The sequence below is a fragment of the Gardnerella sp. Marseille-Q9185 genome, from assembly GCF_046508745.1.
Lineage (GTDB): Bacteria > Actinomycetota > Actinomycetes > Actinomycetales > Bifidobacteriaceae > Bifidobacterium > Bifidobacterium greenwoodii.
On record NZ_JBKFWK010000001.1, the window covers coordinates 303,004 to 325,299 of the forward strand.

At 44.1% G+C, this 22,296-nt stretch carries 17 protein-coding genes; 1 reads left to right on the forward strand and 16 read right to left on the reverse strand.

What is annotated here, in order from left to right; translation table 11 throughout:
- Position 1: 1 nt before the first annotated feature.
- The 10 genes from ACLD5M_RS01185 to ACLD5M_RS01230 form a co-directional block, all read right to left on the reverse strand.
- Positions 2–2,362 carry a primosomal protein N' gene (locus tag ACLD5M_RS01185; protein ID WP_410314388.1) on the reverse strand — a complete coding sequence of 787 codons (2,361 nt, stop codon included), beginning with the start codon at positions 2,360–2,362 and terminating at the stop codon, positions 2–4.
- A 90-nt stretch (positions 2,363–2,452) separates the two neighbouring features.
- Complete coding sequence (gene metK / locus ACLD5M_RS01190) at positions 2,453–3,673, reverse strand: methionine adenosyltransferase (protein ID WP_004135226.1); 1,221 nt, start codon at positions 3,671–3,673, stop codon at positions 2,453–2,455.
- A gap of 145 nt (positions 3,674–3,818) precedes the next feature.
- Positions 3,819–4,103, reverse strand: coding sequence for a DNA-directed RNA polymerase subunit omega (gene rpoZ, locus ACLD5M_RS01195; RefSeq protein WP_004135230.1), 285 nt, complete (start codon positions 4,101–4,103; stop codon positions 3,819–3,821).
- A gap of 127 nt (positions 4,104–4,230) precedes the next feature.
- Positions 4,231–4,848, reverse strand: coding sequence for a guanylate kinase (gmk, locus tag ACLD5M_RS01200; protein ID WP_246905412.1), 618 nt, complete (start codon positions 4,846–4,848; stop codon positions 4,231–4,233).
- Positions 4,849–4,864: 16 nt separating this feature from the next.
- Positions 4,865–5,776: an orotidine-5'-phosphate decarboxylase gene (gene pyrF, locus ACLD5M_RS01205; RefSeq protein WP_410313444.1), complete on the reverse strand. Its 912-nt coding sequence runs from the start codon at positions 5,774–5,776 to the stop codon at positions 4,865–4,867.
- Between the two features lie 3 nt (positions 5,777–5,779).
- A complete protein-coding gene (carB, locus tag ACLD5M_RS01210; protein WP_410313445.1) occupies positions 5,780–9,175 on the reverse strand; it encodes a carbamoyl-phosphate synthase large subunit in 3,396 nt (1,131 codons plus the stop codon).
- Between the two features lie 51 nt (positions 9,176–9,226).
- Positions 9,227–10,438, reverse strand: coding sequence for a glutamine-hydrolyzing carbamoyl-phosphate synthase small subunit (gene carA / locus ACLD5M_RS01215; protein ID WP_102694672.1), 1,212 nt, complete (start codon positions 10,436–10,438; stop codon positions 9,227–9,229).
- Between the two features lie 87 nt (positions 10,439–10,525).
- Entirely contained in the window at positions 10,526–11,002 is a 477-nt protein-coding gene (gene nusB, locus ACLD5M_RS01220; protein WP_410313446.1) for a transcription antitermination factor NusB, read from the reverse strand.
- A gap of 144 nt (positions 11,003–11,146) precedes the next feature.
- Positions 11,147–11,710 (reverse strand): elongation factor P, encoded by a 564-nt coding sequence (efp, locus tag ACLD5M_RS01225; protein WP_116794106.1) that lies wholly within the window; start codon positions 11,708–11,710, stop codon positions 11,147–11,149.
- Between the two features lie 127 nt (positions 11,711–11,837).
- Entirely contained in the window at positions 11,838–12,788 is a 951-nt protein-coding gene (locus tag ACLD5M_RS01230) for a hypothetical protein (protein ID WP_410313447.1), read from the reverse strand.
- A gap of 197 nt (positions 12,789–12,985) precedes the next feature.
- Between ACLD5M_RS01230 and ACLD5M_RS01235 the strand changes: the two genes are divergently transcribed.
- Complete coding sequence (locus tag ACLD5M_RS01235; RefSeq protein ID WP_410313448.1) at positions 12,986–15,568, forward strand: BspA family leucine-rich repeat surface protein; 2,583 nt, start codon at positions 12,986–12,988, stop codon at positions 15,566–15,568.
- A gap of 89 nt (positions 15,569–15,657) precedes the next feature.
- Here ACLD5M_RS01235 and pyrE read toward each other — a convergent pair whose 3' ends face one another.
- From pyrE to pyrB, 6 genes are all read right to left on the reverse strand, one after another.
- Positions 15,658–16,350 (reverse strand): orotate phosphoribosyltransferase, encoded by a 693-nt coding sequence (gene pyrE / locus ACLD5M_RS01240; RefSeq protein ID WP_410313449.1) that lies wholly within the window; start codon positions 16,348–16,350, stop codon positions 15,658–15,660.
- A gap of 72 nt (positions 16,351–16,422) precedes the next feature.
- On the reverse strand, positions 16,423–17,454 hold the full coding sequence (locus ACLD5M_RS01245) for a dihydroorotate dehydrogenase (RefSeq protein WP_410313450.1): 1,032 nt from the start codon (positions 17,452–17,454) through the stop codon (positions 16,423–16,425).
- Positions 17,455–17,458: 4 nt separating this feature from the next.
- The gene (locus tag ACLD5M_RS01250; protein ID WP_410313451.1) at positions 17,459–18,355 is read right to left on the reverse strand and encodes a dihydroorotate dehydrogenase electron transfer subunit; all 897 of its coding nucleotides are present in this window, start codon (positions 18,353–18,355) and stop codon (positions 17,459–17,461) included.
- Between the two features lie 114 nt (positions 18,356–18,469).
- A complete protein-coding gene (pyrF, locus tag ACLD5M_RS01255) occupies positions 18,470–19,513 on the reverse strand; it encodes an orotidine-5'-phosphate decarboxylase (protein ID WP_410314389.1) in 1,044 nt (347 codons plus the stop codon).
- A gap of 52 nt (positions 19,514–19,565) precedes the next feature.
- Positions 19,566–20,978, reverse strand: coding sequence for a dihydroorotase (locus ACLD5M_RS01260; RefSeq protein WP_410314390.1), 1,413 nt, complete (start codon positions 20,976–20,978; stop codon positions 19,566–19,568).
- 64 nt (positions 20,979–21,042) lie between these two features.
- A complete protein-coding gene (pyrB, locus tag ACLD5M_RS01265; RefSeq protein WP_410314391.1) occupies positions 21,043–22,293 on the reverse strand; it encodes an aspartate carbamoyltransferase in 1,251 nt (416 codons plus the stop codon).
- Positions 22,294–22,296 lie beyond the last annotated feature (3 nt).

The following is a 22,296-nucleotide window of genomic DNA, read 5'->3' on the forward strand; positions in this document are numbered from 1 at the left end:
CTCAGTACGCTAATAAATCTTTTGGATCAACGCAAAAACGCAGTTCTCCTGCAGCACGCTTTGCCACGTGATGCGCTACTTCCTTGTGTAATCGGTTCACTAATTCTTGTCTTAAATAAAGCGGAACTCTTACTACAGCTTTTACACGGTCGTCAAAATCGTCAAAATGCTGGTATCTGTCTGTAACAGGCGGATGCATTGGAACAATGCCTAATAATGGAGAAATTGTTGAAAAATCATCATTTTGACTAATTTCGCACCCAAGATTTTCCTTCATTGCCCCAATATTTTCAAGCGCACGCATAACAGCATCGCGCTCTCCCCACACGCATGCTGCAGTTACAAATGGCGGCAAAACAGCCTGTTTGCGCTCCGAAAGCTCGTTTAACGAAAGTTGCGTTGTGTCCCACAAAGTAAGCGCTCTAGCCAAAATTGTGTACGTTTCACCAATCAAAAGCACACTTCCGCCGCTAGTTCTAGGAGCGCACAAGCTTGCAGCTTTCATCCAAGCGGTAAGAGTGTCAATTCTAGAATCGAGCCCCGAGGCATACAAGCTCACCCAAGTGTCGAGTATTGCCACAACGCCATACGAGCCGCTTTGCATGCCGTTTTGAGATTTAACGCGCGGCTCTGCTCCGGAAGTTGCCACAACAATTACGGGCTTTTTATCTATGCACTGAATAATTCCGTTCGGCTGATGCGGAGAAGAAAGCAAAATAGGCACGTTTCTAAACAATTTTGACACTTCTTGCGCAATACCTGCAGCACCGACGCGTATAGCACGCAGATTAGTGTTTCCGCAATTAGCACAAGACCAATTGACTGCGCTTGCTCCACACCATAGGCATCGAAGGGATTTAATACCAGCACTAATATCCAAAGGTCCAGTGCAACGCCTGCAACGCGCTTGGTGAAGGCAAGAAGAGCACATTGCAGACTGAGTAACGCCATCTTGAGCAATAGAAAGCAGCACAGGATTTCCGTCTGCAAGAGCCTCGTTTATTGCTCTTACAGCGGTATGCGGTATTCTAGCGCCAATGCTTGGGTCAGCAAGTTTCGACAAAGTTTCTCGATTAAGCCAGCGAACCCACGGAACTATTTTTTCGCGCAATTCTTTGCGAACTGTTACAGGAACGCTACTTCCACTTATATCTTTTGCAACTTGCGTATTGGAAGAATACGAATCTACTTCGCTTTGACTTAACGCGCTTCTAGAATACGACATTGCTACAAAAACACCACCGTGCTTTTTTGCGCGAAGTCTCATAACGCCACGAGCTTGAGCGTAAGGCATCATTCCGTCTGCATACTGGTATGCGGTATCTTCAACAATAGCGAATAAAGCATCCCCCTCAACCGGAGCATACATTGCAGCGCGCGTTCCAAGCACGCAAGGAACTATTCCGGAAGCTACTGCACGCCAAGCTCTATAACGGTCAGCCGGAGCATCCGCCGCACAAAGACGCGCAACATCTCCATCAAAACCGCCTGCAGAAAAACCACGGTGATTTTCACTAACGCGCTTATACGGTTTTAATCCGTAAGCCATAAGCGCGCGCATAACGTCATTTACTTCCCTAAGCGTTGGCAAAACAGCAACAGCCTGCTTCCCTTGACTTACAGCCGTTACAATCATCCAAGCTAAATCTTGAGCCATTCTTAAAGAGCCGGCAGGTGCGTCAACTACAAAAGATTTAGCATTATTATTTTCGATTTTTTCGCCGTCAAAATCCGCGTTACTAGCTTTTTTAACTAAAGCATCATGCAAAATATCCGCATTTTCGTAAGATTCAATCATTCTAGCGAAAGTAGCGATAGAAGAATCAGTTTCATTAGCTTCATTAGATTTATAAGCTTTATTACTGCTTTCCAAAAGCTTTTTAAGATTTATGCACCAATCTTTTCTGCGATGCAAACGTATGCTATCAAAAACTTCCTCATGCTCAACTCTTGCAACTCTTTGAGGCACAGCAAGACGAAGAATATTAGCTATAGTTCCACCATAAGCTTTTGCAATAGCGTCAATATCTTCGCGCAAAGACTTAGAAATCAGCACATCTGAAGGAAACACACGCTCTAAAAATCGCAAAGCAGAAGAAGGAGTATCGCTATTAGAAGAACGAGACCAAATAACGCCTGTAAGCCTTTGCGCACCAAAACGTACGCGCACGAAAGCTCCCGGTTGAGCCGCATCATCTTGATCCTTGGACACTAAATAGTCAAAAGTACGACCTAAATGTGAAGCTTGAACATCTAACATTACGTGAGCAATAGCACAATCGTCTGCAGGAACGCGCGAAACAGCATTACGCTTGCGTTTAGTTTTACGCGCGAATCCGTCTAACGAAGGTTGCTCTGCCATTTTAGCTTCTACTTTTAGCTCGTACTTTTAGCTTTTTAGATTCTAAATTAGATTCTAATTAAGATTCTAAATTAAATTCTACTTAAGATTCTACTTAAGATTTAATGCGGCTAGAAGCTGATCAGTTCTATTCGTTTCTTCCCAAGGGAACTTAACATCTGTGCGACCAAAGTGGCCATAAGCCGCGGTTTTAGCGTAAATTGGGCGAAGCAAATTAAGCTCGTCAATAATTGCAGCCGGACGCAAATCGAATACTTCACGAACAGCGCGAGCAATATCAGCACGCGTAATACCGTCAGCTTCAGTACCAAAAGTCTCAACGTTTACGCTTACAGGATCCGCAATACCAATAGCGTAAGCAACCTGCACTTCTGCCCTATGAGCAAGACCAGCTGCAACAATATTCTTAGCAACCCAACGCGCGGCATAAGCTGCGGAACGATCAACTTTACTTGGATCTTTTCCAGAAAAAGCTCCGCCGCCATGATGCGCCGCACCACCATAAGTGTCAACAATAATTTTTCGACCAGTCAAACCAGAATCTGCAGCAGGACCGCCCAAAACAAAAGAGCCAGTAGGGTTCACAAGCATACGGTATGAATCGTGCGCAACTTTTTGAGCAAGAACTTCGTCCAACACAGGCTTAACAACATGCTCAACAAGCTGTAACTTAAGCCAATCGCTGGAAACTTCAGAATCGTGCTGCGTGGAAATTAAAACAGTATCCAAACGCTTAGGCGTACCTTTGGAATCGTACTCAATAGTAACCTGAGTTTTTCCATCTGGACGCAAATGCGCAACGATACCATCTTTTCGAACTTTAGAAAGCCTTTGTGCTAAACGGTGAGCAAGATAAATTGGAAGCGGCATTAAAGTGTCAGTTTCATCACTTGCGTAGCCAAACATAACACCTTGATCTCCAGCACCTTGAGCAGCATAACGCTCCTCGCGAGAAGCAGCACTTTCGCTCTTTGCATCCAAACGAGTAACGCCTTGATTGATTTCATCACTCTGCTCGGTTAAAGAAACCATAACTCCGCAAGAATCAGCGTCAAGACCAATAGTGGAACTCGTATACCCAACATTACGAACCACAGAGCGCAAAATTCCTGGAATATCGCTATAAACTTCTCCTCTAACTTCACCAAACACCACAAATTGGCCTACAGAAGCGCAAACTTCTACGGCAACGTGAGCGTGAGGATCTTGACGAAGCATATCGTCCAAAATAGCGTCAGCAATCTGATCGCACAACTTATCCGGATGACCTTCAGTAACAGATTCTGCAGAAATTAACTTAATTTCTTCCACAATCCCCTCCAATACAAATACTCGTAAAGTGAAAAAACGCAGCCGCACATCCGAGTTTCAAGCACAGATGATACGACTGCGATTATGCGCATAAAAAGACGCTAAAGCAATAAGTATAAGCTTTATCACTTAACTAATAAATAAATTAATTGCCTTCGCTTAAATCGTCTTCACCAAGCGTCTCTTCAAGCAAGCCTCTATTAATCTCACGGAAAGCAATAGACAAAGGTTTTTCTTGATTTTTATACTCAACTAGTGGGCCAACATTTTGAAGCAAACCTTCGTTAAGCTGCGTGAAATAAGAATTAATTTGACGTGCTCGTTTTGCAGCAAATAAGGCAAGCGCATACTTGGAATCCGCATGTTGCATAAGATCATCAATTGGTGGATTCGCAAGACCCGTAGGTGTTGGCTGAGTGCCTAATGCCATAATATTCTCCAAATTCTATGGTGCCACAATAGTTCCAAAACGCCTATTATAGGCTATAGATTGGATATTGCGCTAAGTTCTATTTATAACTTCTTTATGAACTATTTATAAGTTGTTTATAAACTATTTACAGCTCGTATTCGCGAGCAATAACGTTCCAAAGTTCGTCCGCCGCTCGCTCAGCATTGTCGTTTACAATAACAACATCAAACTCGCTGGCTGCAGCAATCTCAACCTTTGCGGTTTCCAAACGTTTTGCCTGCTGCTCAGGAGTTTCGGTGCCTCTGCCAATAAGACGACGCTTAAGCTCTTCAAAGCTTGGAGGCGCAATAAACACGTACACAACTTCCAAACCAAGCCTAGAAGCCTCTTGCTTTACTCGCCTAGCGCCTTGCAAATCAATTTCTAGCAAAGTTGGAATATCCTGCTCAAGATGTTCCAAAACAGGCTGCAGCAAAGTTCCGTAATGCGCCATTCCGTGAACAAGAGCAGTCTCTAAAAATTCGCCATTGCGTTTACGGCGCTCAAACTCTTCCTCATCCAAGAACCAGTATTGGATTCCGTTAAACTCACCAGGTCTAGGCGCGCGCGTAGTTGCAGAAACAGACAACCAAATATGAGGATGTTTCTCGCGAAGTATGCCTTCTACCGTACCTTTACCGGCTGCAGTAGGACCAGTTAATACGATTAGGCGACGCTTAGTCTGTAAAGACTCAGAAGCAGCCGAATCATCTTTGGTAGACATTTCCCTCACCTCTCAATTACGCACGTTCGTCTGAATCAATAAGAGCCTGACGAATATCCCACGCTATTCGCTCTGTTGCGGCAGACAGTTCGCCAATACTTGGACCATGAGACGCAATAGAGCGAGAAACAGTTACCAACACATTACCATGCGTACCGGCAAAAACACGCTTTAAGTCGTTAGCTTCAGCACCCTGCCAGCCGTAGCCTGGGGAAAGAATTGGGCCGGTAAAACTTGCAACGTCAATTCCGCCGCCGTTCATCCAGTCGCCAATAGTAGCGCCAACAATCAAGCCAACCGAACCCATGCCCTTTGTATTGTTGTTAAAAGTTTGAGCAGTTTGAGCAATTCCGTGAGCTACTGTAGTTCCGCGGTAAGTTCCACTTTGGCGGATTGCAGTTTGCAAGCTTGCGCCTTCGCGGTTAGAAGTTAGCGACGCAATAAAAACGCCGCGACCGTTATTAAGCGCTTCGTTAATTAAGCCGCCCATAGATCTAGCGCCGTAATACGGAAGAAGCGTAATAGCGTCGGCAAGAAGAGGCGCGTCCGGCTTAAAATATGCGTCCGCAAGAGCAGAAATCGTAGTAGACAATCCGCCATGGCCGCTGTCAACAATCGTAATAACGTCCATTTGACGAGCCGCGTAAAGAACGCGTTCAAGCGCTGCGAAACCTTTAGAACCGTAGCGCTCAAACATGCTGGACTGGAATTTTACTGCCGCTGCCCTGCCGTTCATGGCTTGAAGCATGCGCATTGAAAACAGTTCAGCGCCGAGAGCATCCATGTTGTATCCCCAATTAAGCAACATTTTGCGATGAGGATCAATACCAACGCATAGAGGACCATACTTGGCCATAGCATTCTTCAAACGCAAGCCAAAATCGGATCGCTGCGCTTGTAATTCTTGATCACGTATGCTCTCGGTCATGTATTAAGCCCGACTTTCTTCGTTTTCTGCCTTTTCGATTGCAAACAGTTGCTTTGCATGCTCTTGTATGCTCATCACCTGATAATCGTTGTTCTTAACGGCCTCAATAGCCATCAATACTGGCGCAAATTCGGTAATAGTTGTGAATTGCGGAAGGTCTGCTGCAACAGCTGCTGCGCGAATAGCGTAACCGTCTGTGCGAGACCCTCTTGAATTCGGTGTATTAAGCACCATATCAATCTTACCATTCTCAATAAGCTCCACAACATTCTTGCCGATTCTTTCGTGAGCTTCCTGACCATTTGTTACATCTTTCGCCGTGTCGCCGCGACTAGAAAGCTTGTCTACAATCACAGAATCAATGCCGTAGCGTCGAAGCACAGAAGCTGTACCTTCAGTAGCCCAAATAGTAAAACCAAGTTCTACTAAGCGCACTGCAAGAAGCGGAAGCTGACGCTTATCTGCATCGCTTACAGATACAAACACGTTGCCACTGGTTGGCAAACCGCCCTTGTATGCTGCAAGCTGACTCTTAGCAAAAGCGTGCGGGAAGTCACGGTCGAAGCCCATAACTTCGCCGGTTGAACGCATCTCTGGGCCGAGCAAAATATCAACCGTGCGTCCAACAGGAGTGCGGAAACGCTTGAAAGGCAGCACAGAAGCTTTAATAGCAACCTGCTGGCCTGGGTGAATGTCACCACCGTCTCCCTTTGGAAGAAGAAGTCCGCGCTTACGCTGCTGGGCGATTGTTTCGCCAGCCATAATTCGAGCAGCAGCTTTAGCAAGAGCAACGCCCGTAGCTTTAGAAGCAAACGGAACTGTGCGAGACGCTCGAGGATTTGCCTCAATTACGTACAAAGTATTTGCCATAAAAGCGTACTGAACGTTAATAAGACCGCGAACAGAGCAGCCGCGAGCAATCGAAAGCGTACCCTCACGAAGACGACGAATTTGATCGTCCGAAAGCGTGCTTGGAGGAAGCGTGCAAGCTGCGTCGCCAGAGTGTACGCCAGCTTCCTCAACATGCTCCATAATGCCGCCAATATAAAGCTCGTTGCCGTCGTAAAGCGCGTCAACGTCGATTTCAATAGCGTCCTGGAGGAACTTATCAATCAAAAGCGGCGAAGGCAAGCGACCAGAAACAACAGTGTCTGCACGAGCCTCATCCAAAGCGCGCTCAACATATTTTGCAAGCTGAGCATCATCGTACACGATTTCCATTCCGCGTCCGCCAAGCACGTAGCTTGGGCGCACAAGAACCGGGTAGCCGATTGCGTGAGCTGCATCTTTTGCTTCCTCAAGGCTCAAAGCTGTGCCGTAGCGAGGAGCGTTCATGCCTTCTTGGCGAAGAACCTCGCCGAAAAGCTCACGGTTTTCCGCCAAATCAATAGCTTCAGGAGTTGTTCCCAAAATTGGAACTCCTGCAGCTTTAAGACGAGCAGCAAGCGAAAGTGGAGTTTGGCCACCAAGCTGCACAATCACGCCCTTAACAGGACCAAGCTTCTTTTCTGCCTCGTAAATTTCAAGCACGTCTTCGAAAGTAAGAGGCTCAAAGTAAAGGCGGTCAGACATGTCGTAATCTGTAGAAACTGTTTCAGGATTGCAATTAACCATAATGGTGTCGTAATCCTTGCCCAATTCCTGAACAGCGTGAACGCAAGTGTAATCAAACTCAATACCCTGGCCGATTCGGTTCGGACCAGAGCCAAGAATAATCACAGCTTCGCGATCGCGCTTCTTCAACTCGCTTTCATCAGCGTAGCAAGAATAGTAGTACGGAGTTGCTGCGTCGAACTCGGCTGCGCAAGTGTCAACAGTCTTGTAAACAGGACGCAAGCCGTAAGCCCAACGAAGCTCACGAACCATGTTTTCGCCTTCGTCGCCAAGATTACGCAAATGCGCAATTTGAACGTCTGAAAGGCCTGCAAGCTTAGCGCGCTTCAAAACTTTAGGAGTTAAAGTTTCAGCTTCACGAACCGCGAGCGCAGTTTCGTTAATTTGAGCCAGCTGCTCAACAAACCAAGGGTCGATTTTTGTTGCTGCAAAAATCTGCTCCGGCGTAGCACCACCCCAAAGCGCGCGCTGAATTTGCAAGTAGCGGTGCTCTGTTGGAGTGTGCATTTCTTCAAGAAGCTTGACTACTTCTTCCTTACTTGGACGCTCACCATCCCAGCTAAAGCACGCGTGACGCTTGTCGATTGAGCGCATTGCTTTTCCAAGGGATTCCTGGAAGTTTCCAGCCAAAGCCATTGCTTCACCAACAGACTTCATGGAAGTTGTAAGAGTGGTGTCTGCTCCTGGGAACTTTTCGAAAGCAAAGCGCGGAATCTTCGTTACAACATAGTCGATTGTTGGCTCGAAGCTTGCAGGAGTTGAACGCGTAATATCGTTTTGAATTTCGTCCAAAGTGTAGCCGAGAGCAAGTTTCGTTGCGATTTTTGCGATTGGGAAGCCGGTTGCTTTAGATGCGAGCGCGGAAGAGCGAGATACGCGCGGATTCATTTCAATTACGATAATGCGACCGGTTTGAGGGTTGATTGCGAACTGAATATTGCAGCCGCCGGTGTCAACGCCTACGCCTCGAATAATAGCGATACCAATATCGCGCATCTTCTGGTATTCGCGGTCTGTAAGCGTAAAGCATGGAGCAACGGTAATTGAGTCGCCAGTGTGCACGCCTACAGGATCAACGTTTTCGATTGGGCAAACAACTACGACGTTATCTTTTGCGTCGCGCATAAGCTCAAGCTCAAACTCTTTCCAGCCTTCAATGCCTTCTTCAATAAGCACTTCGTCTGTTGGAGAATAGTGAATGCCGGCTCCTGCAATGCGGTGAAGCTCTTCCTCATTATGAGCAATACCAGAGCCGAGTCCGCCCATTGTAAAGCTTGGGCGTACTACTACCGGGTATCCTAAAGTTTCAACAATTTTGTCTACTTCTTCGATTGAGTGAGCAATAAAGGATTTTGCGCTTTCCGCTCCAGCTTTTTCAACGACTTTTTTGAAAAGCTCACGGTCTTCGCCGCGGTCGATTGCTTCCAAAGAAGCACCAATAAGCTCAACATTATATTTTTCGAGGATTCCTGCACGACCCAAATCCATTGCAGCATTAAGCGCAGTTTGACCACCAAGCGTTGGAAGAAGCGCATCCGGACGCTCCTTTGCAATAATTCGCTCCAAAATCGAAGTGTCAATTGGCTCAATATAAGTTGCGTCAGCAAGCTCCGGGTCCGTCATAATCGTAGCCGGGTTTGAATTAACCAAAATTACGCGAATACCTTCTTCGCGAAGAACTCGGCAAGCCTGCGTTCCCGAATAATCAAATTCTGCAGCCTGACCAATAACAATCGGGCCGGAACCAATTACCATAACCGACTTAATATCAGTACGTTTTGGCATAGTAAACTTCTCTTTCCGTAAATATTAAAATCTTACTTGCTTTTTCGAGTATTACTTGCTTTTTCGAGCGTTTTCGCGCATCAATTGCACAAAGCGGTCAAACAGGTAGGAAGCGTCGTGCGGGCCTGCTGCAGCTTCCGGATGATATTGCACCGAGAACGCTGGAATATCAAGGCATTGTAAGCCTTCTACAACGTTGTCGTTCAAGTCAATATGCGACACCATTACGCGACCAAAGTGGCCGTTTTCGTAAGGAGATTTAACAGGGCCGTCAAGAGGAGCGTCCACCGCAAAGCCGTGATTGTGAGCAGTAACTTCCACTTTTCCGGTTGTAACGTCTTTCACAGGCTGATTAATACCGCGGTGACCAAACTTCAGCTTGTAAGTGCCAAAGCCGAGAGCGCGACCAAGCAGCTGGTTTCCAAAGCAGATACCAAAGAACGGATAGCCTGCGTCCAAAACTTTGCGCAAAAGCTCAACTTCGCGATTTGCTTGGCCAGGGTCTCCAGGACCATTCGAGAAGAATACGCCGTCTGCATTAAGCGCTTGCAGCGATTCAAAGCTGATTGAGGAGCTTACAACGTGCACGCGGCAGCCGCGCTCAGCCAAACGGTGAGGAGTCATGGATTTAATACCAAAGTCGACTGCTACAACCGTGTAAAGCGGATCTTTTCCTTCAAAATCACCGCAAGGCTCAATCGTGTAAGTTTCTTTAGTGCTTACTTCGTCCGTTAAACGCAAGCCCTGCATTTGAGGAGTCTGCTTAATTTCGTCAACGAAAGAAGCAACGGTACGAAAAGCCCCGGTTGACGAATCAACCAGGGCCCTATTAGAAAAAATGCCGGCACGCATAACGCCTACCGAGCGTAAATGACGTACCAGCTTTCGAGTATCAATACCACTAATGCCAACGATACCTTGCTTTTGTAAATCGTCTTCCAAAGAACCTTCAGCTCGCCAATTGCTAACTACTGGGCTAGGCTCCTTAACCACGTAACCTGCAACCCAAATGCGATTAGATTCAGGATCTTCGTGGTTCATTCCCGTATTACCTATGTGTGGGAATGTTTGAACTACGATTTGTTGATCATAACTTGGATCAGTTAACGTTTCTTGATAACCAGTCATGCCCGTGGAGAACACAATCTCGGCGCGCGTAGAACCTTGCGCACCAAAAGGCTTACCAACGTAAACCTGACCATCCTCCAACACCAATACTGCATCATCACTGCCGAATCCGGCGAAGGTGTCGTTATAATCCACCTTAACCCCCTTATGGCTTTAGGATATTCGTGGCAAGTTTACTCAGGTTGGCGGACGGACGACGCGCCGGCGATAAGTTATTGCTTCTTACTCAGCAGCAGGTTCAGTAGTGCCAGCCGCATCTACAGAGTCTTGCGCTTCGCCGTTAAACTTTGCCAAGCAAGCGTCTTTATCTGCCATAATCGCGCTTAGAAGTCCGTGAATAAACGCAATAGCTTCGTCGTCACTATACATTTTCGCGAGCGCAATCGCCTCGTCAATTGCAACCTTGTCTGGAATTTCCTCGTTAAGAAGCATTTCCCACACCGCAATGCGCAAAATATTGCGATCGATAACAGCCATTCTTCCAACTTTCCAGCCGGTTGAATAACGGTTAAGCGTCTTGTCGATTCTGTTGCGTCGCTCTCCTACGCCTCGAACAATCTCAACAGCGTACTCTGGTAGCGGAGTTTGAGCGCCAGGCTCTTTAACGCGCTCCTCTAGCAAAGAAAGAATAGGCTGATTCTTTTCATCCGCCTCATAAAGCGTATTCAAAGCCCTCTTACGAGCGGTGGAACGTGCCATAATAGCGCCCTTCTGTTTAAAGTATTAAAAAATTACGCGACCCAGTAACGAATAATCGCCACCGGGTCACACTATAAAAATTATTTAGAAATAAATATCTAATTTAATTAGATAACTAATTATTTTAATTAGATAATTAATTCTTTAGTTTTCACGACCAAGATAAGAGCCGTCACGAGTGTCAACCTTCACCTTTTCGCCTTCACCTACGAAGAGTGGAACCTGGATTTCAGCGCCGGTTTCCACGGTTGCAGGCTTAGTGCCAGCGTTAGAACGGTTGCCCTGCAAGCCTGGCTCAGTGTGAGTAATGGTCAAAATTACGGAAGCTGGAAGCTCAACGCTCAAAGGAGTGCCGTCATGGAAGCTTACGATGCAGTCGGTGCCTTCAAGCAAATACTTGCTCTGATCGCCAACCAAAACCTTAGGAATATAAACCTGGTCGTAAGTGGTCATATCCATGAATACGAAGTTGTCGCCATCTTCGTAGGAATACTGCAACGTGCGGTTATCAACGGTCTCGAACTCCATCTTCATGCCGGCGTTAAAAGTCTTGTCGACAATCTTGCCCGAGAGCACGTTCTTAATGGTGGTGCGCACAAAAGCAGGACCCTTGCCTGGCTTCACATGCTGGAACTTAACAACGGTCCAAAGCTGGCCGTCAAGGTTCAAAACCGATCCATTCTTAATATCATTGGTAGTCTGTGCCACGAGTTACCCGTTTCTTTCGCTAATAAAGCTGCAATTTTAGCAGCTTAAGAAATAAACCTTGCTTATTATGCCACAAAGCGTCAACTAATTAAAATAACAACTAAAATAACAACCGCATTTAACGCAATTATTCGTTACTCTGATCGTTTTGTTCCGAAGACTCTGAGTTTTGACTACGACCCATTGGAATATAGCCACCTTGATCATCCTTAGGATGTGGAGCATCAAAAGGATACCCATTGCCATCTCTACTTAAAAATCTATCGCTCACTTTTTTAATTCTATCTTCGTACTGGCTTATAACAGCTTTTATTTTTTGATAAGCTTGCTTTAACTCTTGATAATTATTGCTGCTTTTAGCAAGAGCATTGCCAGCATCATTAATAGCATTTTCTAGACTTTTAGAAGCAGCAGCTAAAATAGGCAAATTTTTCGCTTTTTCTACAAGTTCTCTAGCTTTTTTAACAAGATTTAATAATTGATCACCAAAAGCAGTTCTGCTAGTTTTTAGTAAATTCTTTGCATGCGTTTTAACAGAATTAGCATCTTTACGCAAAGCATCCAATTTGTCTGAAAGCTTATTTTCAACTGTTGTAGAATCGTAAGAATCCGCGCCAAGTGGGCATACTGGAATATCATCATTTAAGTCATCATTAGCGTAGCTTAGAGAAGATTCAAAATCATCTGCAGCGTCTTTAGTGGCATCAAAATCTTCATCAAAATCAGCAGCTTTTATATTAGAAGCATCTTTAACATCTTGACTTGATACAATTTTTTTAAGCTCTTCTTTAGCATCGATTACTTTTTTGCGCAATTGAATGCAAATTTTAGAAGGCTCGCTTGCTTTTAGATTAGGCTTAGAGTTATTAGCAAATAATACAAACCATAATCCAGCAACAACTCCGATTGATATAAGAGATACACAAACAATAACAGCAATAACCTTTTTATCGCTTAACAAGGAGTTGTTTGAATCATCATTAGAAGATCCAAAAATATTTTCTTGCTCATACTGAGCAGGATTGTTAAAAGAATCCAAATCGCTAGTATCTTGATATCGATTATCATTGCCTTCCATGTTATAGAGATTATTACAATCTTTTGATATTTTTCAATCACATATAAAAGCATCATTACAAAACATTAATTTATAATTATTTTTACAAAAAAAGAACATAAACTAACATAACTTCCTTTTTTGTTTACATGCGTCTATATAATGAACACGTTCGAACAAAAACGAACATACACATGATTTAACCCAGAAGGAAAACCATGAAGAAACATATATTCGCATCTTGCGCATGCGCAGCAATGATTTGCTCATTAATACCAGTTCATCAAGCTATTGCTAGTGAAGAATTAAACACAGGATCAACGCAGCAAAAGGAATCTGTTGCGACTAATCCAGAAAATAAAGAAAACAAAGAAAACACACTAAACACTTGGCATGAAGCAAAATATCAGGGATTCTTTGACCCAACTCCTACTGGGCTAAAGTGGAAGTTTGACGAATCCACTAATACTCTTGAAATATCAAAAATTAACGGAACAGATTTTGCATCTAACTCAATTGAAAAGATTATTTCGTCTAATAAAAATAATCCAGATGGCGTAAATCTTGATACATCTAAAGTCAAAGTCATAAATATTGTTCAATCAGGCGATCAAACTGAAAATGCTGGAAAAATCCAACTCGGCAACTGTGCTAGCAATCTGTTTTCAAACTTTGCAAATCTAGAAACAATAAACAATTTGGATTTATTTGACACTTCTAATGTAGAAGATATGTCTGGAATGTTTTCTTCAACACCTAAGTTAAAAAACATTAATGGAACTAAAGACTGGGATACAAGCCGCGTAACAGATATGAGCAGCCTGTTTGAAGATAGCGGAATAAACAGCATAAATCCAATATCTAATTGGGACGTTAGCAATGTTGAAAACATGCAACTAATGTTTAGAAACACAAAAAATTTGCACACAGTTCACGGATTAGACGAAAAGTGGAACACTAACAACGTTACCGACATGACTAGTATGTTCGAAGGTAGCGCAATCGAATCTGCAGACGGCATTAGAAACTTTAAAACGCGCAATGTTCATCATATGAACAACATGTTCTACCAAGCACATAACCTTTCAAACGTTAAGGGAATTACTTGGGACAATACCTACTGCGATGAAGCAACTGGAATGTTTGAAGAAAGTGGATTAACAACTACCGAAGGCCTAGAAGTGTTTACAAACAACAATCTTTCTTCAATGGGAAGAATGTTTATGAACGCCAACAAGCTAGAAGACATTAAAGCGCTTGAAAACTGGGATATTAGCAATACTAACGACATTGGCAGAATGTTTACTGGAACAACTGCGCTTAAAGAAGCTAATCTTGGAAAATGGAAAACTTCTTATGTTGGAAATATTGTTGGTCTTTTTGAAAACAGTGGCGTTAAAAAGATAACTGGCTTAGAAAATTGGGATACAAAAAACATTTGGAATATGGGAAAAGCATTTTCAAATACTCCTAATTTAACGCAAATACCAGGAATCGAAAAATGGAACACTTCTAGCGCAACAGATATGAACGATATGTTTGCAAACTCTTCTGTAACTTCGCTAGATATTTCTAAGTGGGATTTAACGCAAGCTCTTAATATTCAAACTGGTTCATTAAACCAAGGCGTTAAGAACATGTTTGGCGGCAGCAAAATCGATGATATTACTATTCCATCTGGAGTTGACCTTAAGCAAACAAATCTTTCGGCACTTACTGACATTTGGAAAGAAGCAAGCGCACAAGGTGGAAATCTTCGTATTAAAAAAGGTGGATTCTCAAATAGTGCAGAAGAATTAATAAAAAATAACGCAAAATCAAGCGATAATAAGGCTCCTAGAAGATTCTTACGTGGATACTTTATGGCCGCAATAAAGCACGGTGATGCTAGTATTAGTTGCTTGGTTAATACAAATGGAAAGAATAATTTTGTTGATGCAATTGTTAATTGCCAAGATGCAGACAACAAAATAGTTGACTTCCATAATCTAGATACAAACGCAGCAAATACAAGGTTAGCTGCACTGCTCGGATTAAAAGATGAAGTAGTTAAAGATTGGAATAATGGCGACTCTGCTTTTAGCACAGATTTAAAAGATCTTGATTTAACTAAAGATTTTAATTTGACTGTTAAAACAACTGTTAAAACTCAAAGCACTCAAACGGAAAATTCAAACGTTGTTGAGCCTAGTGCAGATGAATCTTTAGACTCTGATTTGGATTCTAATTCGGATTCTGACTCTAATTCGGATTCTAATTCAGATTCTGATTCTGATTACAGTTTGCTCAAGTTATATAGACTATTAGCTGCGTTCAATCAAAATGACTATAATGATAGCCGTTATTATCAAGCTAGTGCTGCTGCAAAAGCATATTCTGCAGAACCATCTAAAATTGCAGAAGCTAAGACTGCAGAAACTAAGACTGCAGAAACTAAGACTGCAGAAACTAAGACTGCAGAATCAGCTCAATCGCAACAAGAAAATCAAGATACTTCTTACAAAGCAGAAATCACCAATAAAACTGCAACAAATAAGAAGCATACCGAGCCAAGCAGCAACTCGAGCAGCAATAAGGCTGATTCCAAAGATTTGCAAAGCAATGATTCTAAAGAAAACAATTCTAAAGATGATGATTCAAGTAAAAGCGTAAATAAAAAGAAGGGCGCACTAAAAAATAATAACTCTATCGCAAAATCAGCCTCTTCAAACAAGAATACGAATGTATTAGCGATTGCTATATTAGTTGTATTTGGTTCTACAATTGCTGGAATTGTGACCTTTATTTTAAAGAAAAACTAAAACATTTGCAATAATCTTCCGCAAAATGTTGTTCTACACGACACGTTTTACAACATTTTGCGGAAAACTCTAAGATTTTTAGATATTTATTAAGCGCCATATTGAAGAAGATATTTAGCAGCGCGCGAAGCTAATTCCTCACTCATTACAGGCTTTCCGTCCTCGCCTTTAATACGCTCGGCTGCTGCGAAAATTTCGCGCACGTTTGCAATTGGCAAAACTGGGAATCCAAATTCTTGCTCTACTGCTTTTACTGCGGAAAGCTCGCTGTCTTTTGTGCGCTCCATTCTGTCTACTGCCAAAATCAAGCCAACAACTTCCACATTTGCTTCCGCTTTAAGCTTTGGCAAAGTTTCGCGAACTGCAGTTCCAGCTGTCATAACGTCGTCAACAAGCAGCACTTTCATACCATCTTTGAGTGGTTTTCCAACCATTATTCCGCCGTCGCCATGATCTTTGCGCTCTTTGCGGTCGAAAGTAAATCCGACTGGCATATTGTGATTATTCGTCAAAGCCATTGCTGTAGAAACTGCAAGCGGAATGCCCTTATAAGCAGGGCCAAAAACAGTATCAATATCGTGCGGAAGTTTGCCGTCTTCAATCGCTGCAACAACACGCTGAGCGTAGTATGCGCCCAAGCTAGCGATTTTCATGCCGTCGTCAAAAGCGCCCGCGTTAATAAAATAAGGCGATTTGCGACCAGATTTCAGCGTAAAGTCACCGAATTTAAGCGCGCCTGAATCGAGCAAAAACTTAGTAAAACGCTCGTCTAATTCTGCCATAATTAGCTCTCTTTCTTAAAATATTTTTAAATACTTTCTAAATACTTTCTAAATACGCTTACTTTCTTAATTTCAGCGCCAAGTTTTGCCTTCAGCAAGCAAAGACGCAAGCTTTGGGCGAGAATCAAGCAAATCATCAAGCTCGCGAGCAATGCGAATCGGAGCAGTAGGGTCCACCAAAGCGGCAGCACCAACTTCTACAGCATTCGCTCCAGCATACAAGTATTCCAAAGCTTTTTCGCCAGAATCAATGCCACCAATGCCAATAATTGGAATATCTGGCATAGCTTGGCGAACTCGCCACACGAATCCAAGTCCAATAGGGAAAATAGCCGGGCCAGAAACGCCGCCCGTGCGGTTTGCAATAATCGGCTCGCCTGTTCGAATATCAATTCGCAAACCAACCAGCGTATTGATCATGCTTAAAGCGTCAGCACCAGCGTCAACCGCAGCTTTGCAAATCGAGACAATATCCGTCACATTTGGCGTCATTTTTACAATCATTGGCTTATCTGTCATTGCGCGAAGACGCGTAATTAAACGATGCAATGCCACCGGATCCGTACCAACGCTCATTCCGCCGTGAGTCACGTTCGGGCAACTAACGTTAATTTCAAGCATGTCGGCCGCAGAATCAGCGAGCTTTTCAACAACTTGCGCATAATCGTCGTCACTGTGACCAGCAACATTAGTAATAACAAGCGCTCCCATAGACTTTAATTTTGGCAGCTCGTCTACTAGATAGTGGTCAACTCCCGGATTTTGCAAGCCGACTGCGTTTACCATTCCAGAAGGAGATTCTGCAGTGCGCGGAGAAGGATTTCCTTCCCAAGGAACTGGAGAAACACCTTTAGTGCAGACTGCGCCAAGTTGACTCACGTCGTAAAAGCGCCTGCATGCCGCAAGCTGGAAAGTTCCGGAAGCGGTTCCAACCATGTTCTTCCACTTAACGCCCGCAACTTGAGTTGGATGCTTCCACACGTGACTAGTGTCAAAACCTAAAGTTTCAGCGGAATTTGTTGCGGAATTTGTTGCGTTATTTGCGTTATTTACAGAATTATTTTCGGCATTTACGCTACTTACAGCATTATTTACAGAACTCATGATTTTACTCCCAACCCAAACGATTCGCATCAAAAACAGGACCGTCGTTGCAAACTTTCAGCCTGCCTTCCAAAGTGTCAACCACGCAAGCAACGCAAGTTCCATAACCGCATCCCATACGCGCCTCAAGACTCAGCTGGCATTGCACATCTCGCTCATGCGCCCAGTGAGCCACAGCTTTCATCATTGGCAATGGTCCGCAAGACAAAATAACAGTTGGCAAATCGTCGTCGAAATCAAAATGCTTAACTTTTTCAAGCTCGTCAAGAAGCGTAATAACAGTTCCTTCAGCATTCGTAATACTGTGCACGTCTGAAATATATTCCTTCATTAAGTCGTCTGCAAAACGCTTACTACGGTAGCCAAGAACTGCCGTTACGCTAGAATCCTTGCGCGCACCCAAAGCCTGAGCCGCAAACATTAAAGGCGGCACACCCAATCCGCCACTAACTAGCACGTAATGCGCAGGATAATCAATATTAAAGCCCAATCCCAAAGGACCTAATGCATCAACTTTATCTCCAGAGCGAAGATGCGAAAAAACTTCAGTACCCTTACCAACAACCGCAAAAATAAGCGTAAAAGTATCTCCCTCAACGCTTGCAACTCCAAAAGGACGCGGAAGCATAGCAGTTGGGTCAGGGGAATACAAGTTCACAAACTGCGCAGGAGTAGCTTTTTTCGCAATCTCCGCATCTCGCAAAGTCAAACGGTACACACCTTCGTCAAGCTGCTCGTTATTAAGCACTTCTACAGACCTGCGCCCCCAAAGACGCGAATATTTTGCGCTTTTACTTTCATCCTCACAAGTTGAGCCGGAAGAGTCAAAAGCGTCTTCACGTAACGTAACTATGGCGTTTCCATAGGCTTTTCGCGTTGGAATAAACATGCCATCACTCATGTGGTTTCCCCTACCCTTGTATGTGTTTTGTACCGTTGCGTCTTGGTTATTTTTCTATTTTTTATTTTTAAGTTTTAATTATATTTTTAGTTATATTTATTTTAGTTATACATTCTAACGGTATACTGCATTGCGCAAGTCGTCTCGCATATTTTTAGCAGCAACAGCTGCAGATTCGCACACAATATCAAGAATATTATCGAGAGACATATTTCCTTGATTTTTAGCGTAATCTTCAGACTTTCGCCACGCGCCAATAATACCGCGAGAAGAATTTACAATAGCTCCATCACCATTTTGATCAAACATTCCAGCAACATCTTGAGCTGTGCCACCTTGAGCGCCGTAGCCTGGAACTAGGAAGAAAGTGTGAGGCATAAGTTCGCGCAAACGCTTGCCCTCCTCCGGATGCGTAGCTCCCACAACAGCGCCAACCTTGGAATAACCGTGCTTACCAATGCTTGAAGCACCCCAGTTTTCAATCAAATCCGCCATATGCTCATACACTGGCTTGCCATCTTGCAAAATAAGCTCCTGAAGCTCTTTGCTAGAAGGATTCGAAGTGCGAAGCAGCACAAAAATGCTTTTATTATGCGAAACTGCTTCATCAATAAAAGGCTTCACACCATCCGAACCCATATAAGGGTTTACTGTAAGCGAATCTTCATGCCAAACATCAAGATTCTTAGAGCTTTTTAGAAGATTTTTAATAGATTGAGGCAGTGCGTTACCAGCAGCATTTTCGTCTTCAAAATATGCAGAAAGGTTAGCAAAACCGCTTAAATGAGCCGCATATTGACCAGCTGTAGAGCCAATGTCTCCGCGCTTAGCGTCTCCTATTACGATTAGTCCACGCGATTTTGCGTATTCGCAAGTCATTGCGTACGTGTCCATTCCGGCAGAACCTAGTGCTTCGTACATTGCGATTTGCGGCTTTACAGCCGGCACAAAATCCGCAACCGCGTCAATAATCGCACGATTAAACTCAAAATAAGCTGTTGCTAAAAGCGTTGGCAGCGCTTCTTCGCCTTCTACTTCTTGTAAAACTTCGTCTGCAAGAGCGCTAATAACTTCCAAAGGCACAATACCCGGTTTAGGGTCCAATCCCACGACGCTAGGATTTTGCTTGGCTGCAATCGCCTCAATTAATTCGTCCATTTACTACCAGCCTAAATTATTTAACTTCAATCACAGTTTTAAAAAACTTCATTCACAGTCTTGAGAACGCAATTTCCGAACCAATAATCGTCGCAACCGGCCTGCCTGTAAGCTGCCAGCCGTCAAAAGGAGTATTTCGAGCTTTAGAATGGAAGGAATTTGCGTCAACCGTCCACTTTTCTCGCATATTAATCAGCACTAAATCAACGTTTTCAGGATGCTCAGTAATATTTAAGCGCAACGTACGCTTGTTTGCACATTTCGAAGAAACGTTAAGCAAAGCCGCAATATCCGTAGGTCTTCTGCTCATTAATTGCATTGGATTTACTGCCATTAATTCGATTAAATGCTTGTCATCCGTGTATCCTGCATCAACCAAAACTTTGCGGCAAACGCCGTACGCGCATTCAAGCCCAATAATTCCGTTAGGAGTTTTTGCAAAATAGCCAGATTTTTCTTCCGCAGTGTGAGGCGCGTGATCTGTTGCAATCATGTCAATTGTGCCATCTGCAATAGCGGCAAGCGTCGCCTGACGATCCGCTTTAGAACGAAGCGGCGGATTCATTTTTGCCATCGAACCGTACTTCAGCACGTCCTCATCACACAAAGCCAAGTAGTGAGGAGCCGTTTCGCAAGTAATTGGCAAGCCCGCTTTTTTCGCTTTACGAATCGCCTCAAAAGCTGCAGCCGTGCTCACATGCTGAAAATGCACGTGCACCCCAGTTTCTTTAGCAGCGTCAATATCTCTTTGTACGATTGCAAGCTCAGTTGAAGCTGGGATTCCGCCAACGCCAAGCATTTTTGCAACCGGCCCATCGTTTACTGCTCCCGTAGTATGATGCTCGCAATGCTCAACGAAAGGCAAACCAGTTTCCTTCGCCATAGCTAACACATCTCGCAAAATTGGCTCAGGCACTGCAGAACCGTCGTCGCTTATGGCAGTAATTGGATGCTTTTTCATTGGAGACGTTTTTTCTGCGTCTTCAATTCCAGCAACATACTTTTTCCAAAGCTCAATATTGCTTGGTTTTAAGCCTTTACGACCCAAAGATGCGCACACGCTTAAATCGTAGCGAACCGGCAATTTTACGCCGTAAATGCAGCCGTAACGCTGCAAGTAGTCGATTACGTTTTCTACATCAAAAGGAGCGTCATTCCAAGGCTCGCCATCAAGAGCAGGAATCGTATTCGGCATAATCAAAACTTGCGTATATCCGCCGGCCGCCGCAGAATCTGCGCCGGTCATCATGGTTTCTTTTTCGGTTTGACCCGGATCCCTAAAATGCACGTGCGGATCGGCAAAACCAGGAGCAACAACCAAGTCACTTGCATCAATATCGCCAGAAATACGCGCATTGCCTTCTATAAGAGCATCTTGACGAACGCCATCAACAATAAGATCAATTCGCTCGCCAGTATCCCACACGGAGATATTGCGCAAAGTTAATGTGCCAGCTTCGTTCATATCACTCCCGTTTTGCCTAAGTTTTCGTAAGTTTGTGTAAGTTCTGCGTAAGTTTTCGTAAATTTTACTTATTTTCTGCTTCTTCGTCGCAATACATGCAGCGATACTCATGCCTTACGGAATCAGCCTTGTAGAACTTGCGTTTAAGAGTTAGCTCACTGTTTGTTATGCAGCGAGGATTCGGGCATGTAAGAGTTTCAGGCGCATTCTCGTCGGTTGTGTGAACGCGAGGATCTGCCAAGGAAATTCCGTGCGCGTCAACCGATTGCAACTCGTCTTCTGGAACGTTCACAAAATCGGTTGGCTCGTAGCCGCAAAGCTCGTCGCCAAGAACGGAACTTTCCAAAGCCATGCGCATAAGCATACCGTTTTTAACCTGCTCAAAGTATGCTGCACGAGGGTCGTCGTCAACGTCAACCGCAATCTCGTTAATTCGAGGAAGAGGATGCAGCACAGGCATATGTGACTTAGCTTTCTGCAATTTTTCTTCCGTCAAAATATATGTGTCACGAAGTCGCAAATACTGCTCGCGATCCGTGAAACGCTCTTCTTGCACGCGAGTCATGTAAAGCACGTCAAGATTGCCAATAACTTCCATCAAGTCGCGAGTTTCCTCATAAGTGCAAGAAGGAGTGTCGTTAATGCGGTCGATTACGTACTGCGGAGTTTTAAGCTCATCCGGGCTAATCAGCACAAAATGAACGTTTCCAAAGCGGCACAAAGTTTCAATAAGCGAGTGAACAGTGCGACCATATGTTAAGTCGCCGCACAAGCCGACAGTCAAATTATTAAGGCGACCGAATCGAGCAAGAATAGTTGCCAAGTCTGCAAGAGTTTGAGTTGGGTGCATGTGGCCGCCGTCGCCCGCGTTAATAATAGGCGTGCTCACAGCTTGCGTTGCAACAAAAGCAGCACCCTCCTTTGGGTGACGCATAGCAACAACATCAACATAATTAGACACGACTTTCAAAGTGTCGTTTACAGTTTCGCCCTTGCTTGCGCTAGAAAGTTGAGCTCCTGCAAAGCCGATTACTTTTCCGCCCAAACGCAGCATTGCTGTTTCAAAACTTAAGCGAGTGCGCGTGCTCGGCTCATAAAAAAGAGTGGCCAACACTCTGCCATCGCAAGTGTGAGCCACTTCTTTACGGTGCGAATCAATGTATCGCGCTTTGTCTAAAAGCATTCGTATTTGCGCCGTTGAAATATCGTCTAATGTAACAACACTTTTTCCGGCAAGAGAATTTGCAATTGTGCTTAGAGAAAAAGTTTGATGCAAAGAATTAGAAGAACTAGAAGCGTTCATTGCGTTCGTCATAAA

Excerpts from the sequence above, each read along its gene's own strand:
- ACLD5M_RS01185 (WP_410314388.1), bottom strand. The coding sequence starts at position 2,362 with ATGGCAGAGCAACCTTCGTTAGACGGATTCGCGCGTAAAACTAAACGC.
- rpoZ (WP_004135230.1), bottom strand. The coding sequence starts at position 4,103 with ATGGCATTAGGCACTCAGCCAACACCTACGGGTCTTGCGAATCCACCA.
- gmk (WP_246905412.1), bottom strand. The coding sequence starts at position 4,848 with ATGTCTACCAAAGATGATTCGGCTGCTTCTGAGTCTTTACAGACTAAG.
- pyrF (WP_410313444.1), bottom strand. The coding sequence starts at position 5,776 with ATGACCGAGAGCATACGTGATCAAGAATTACAAGCGCAGCGATCCGAT.
- carB (WP_410313445.1), bottom strand. The coding sequence starts at position 9,175 with ATGCCAAAACGTACTGATATTAAGTCGGTTATGGTAATTGGTTCCGGC.
- nusB (WP_410313446.1), bottom strand. The coding sequence starts at position 11,002 with ATGGCACGTTCCACCGCTCGTAAGAGGGCTTTGAATACGCTTTATGAG.
- ACLD5M_RS01230 (WP_410313447.1), bottom strand. The coding sequence starts at position 12,788 with ATGGAAGGCAATGATAATCGATATCAAGATACTAGCGATTTGGATTCT.
- ACLD5M_RS01235 (WP_410313448.1), top strand. The coding sequence starts at position 12,986 with ATGAAGAAACATATATTCGCATCTTGCGCATGCGCAGCAATGATTTGC.
- pyrE (WP_410313449.1), bottom strand. The coding sequence starts at position 16,350 with ATGGCAGAATTAGACGAGCGTTTTACTAAGTTTTTGCTCGATTCAGGC.
- ACLD5M_RS01245 (WP_410313450.1), bottom strand. The coding sequence starts at position 17,454 with ATGAGTTCTGTAAATAATGCTGTAAGTAGCGTAAATGCCGAAAATAAT.
- ACLD5M_RS01250 (WP_410313451.1), bottom strand. The coding sequence starts at position 18,355 with ATGAGTGATGGCATGTTTATTCCAACGCGAAAAGCCTATGGAAACGCC.
- pyrF (WP_410314389.1), bottom strand. The coding sequence starts at position 19,513 with ATGGACGAATTAATTGAGGCGATTGCAGCCAAGCAAAATCCTAGCGTC.
- ACLD5M_RS01260 (WP_410314390.1), bottom strand. The coding sequence starts at position 20,978 with ATGAACGAAGCTGGCACATTAACTTTGCGCAATATCTCCGTGTGGGAT.
- pyrB (WP_410314391.1), bottom strand. The coding sequence starts at position 22,293 with ATGACGAACGCAATGAACGCTTCTAGTTCTTCTAATTCTTTGCATCAA.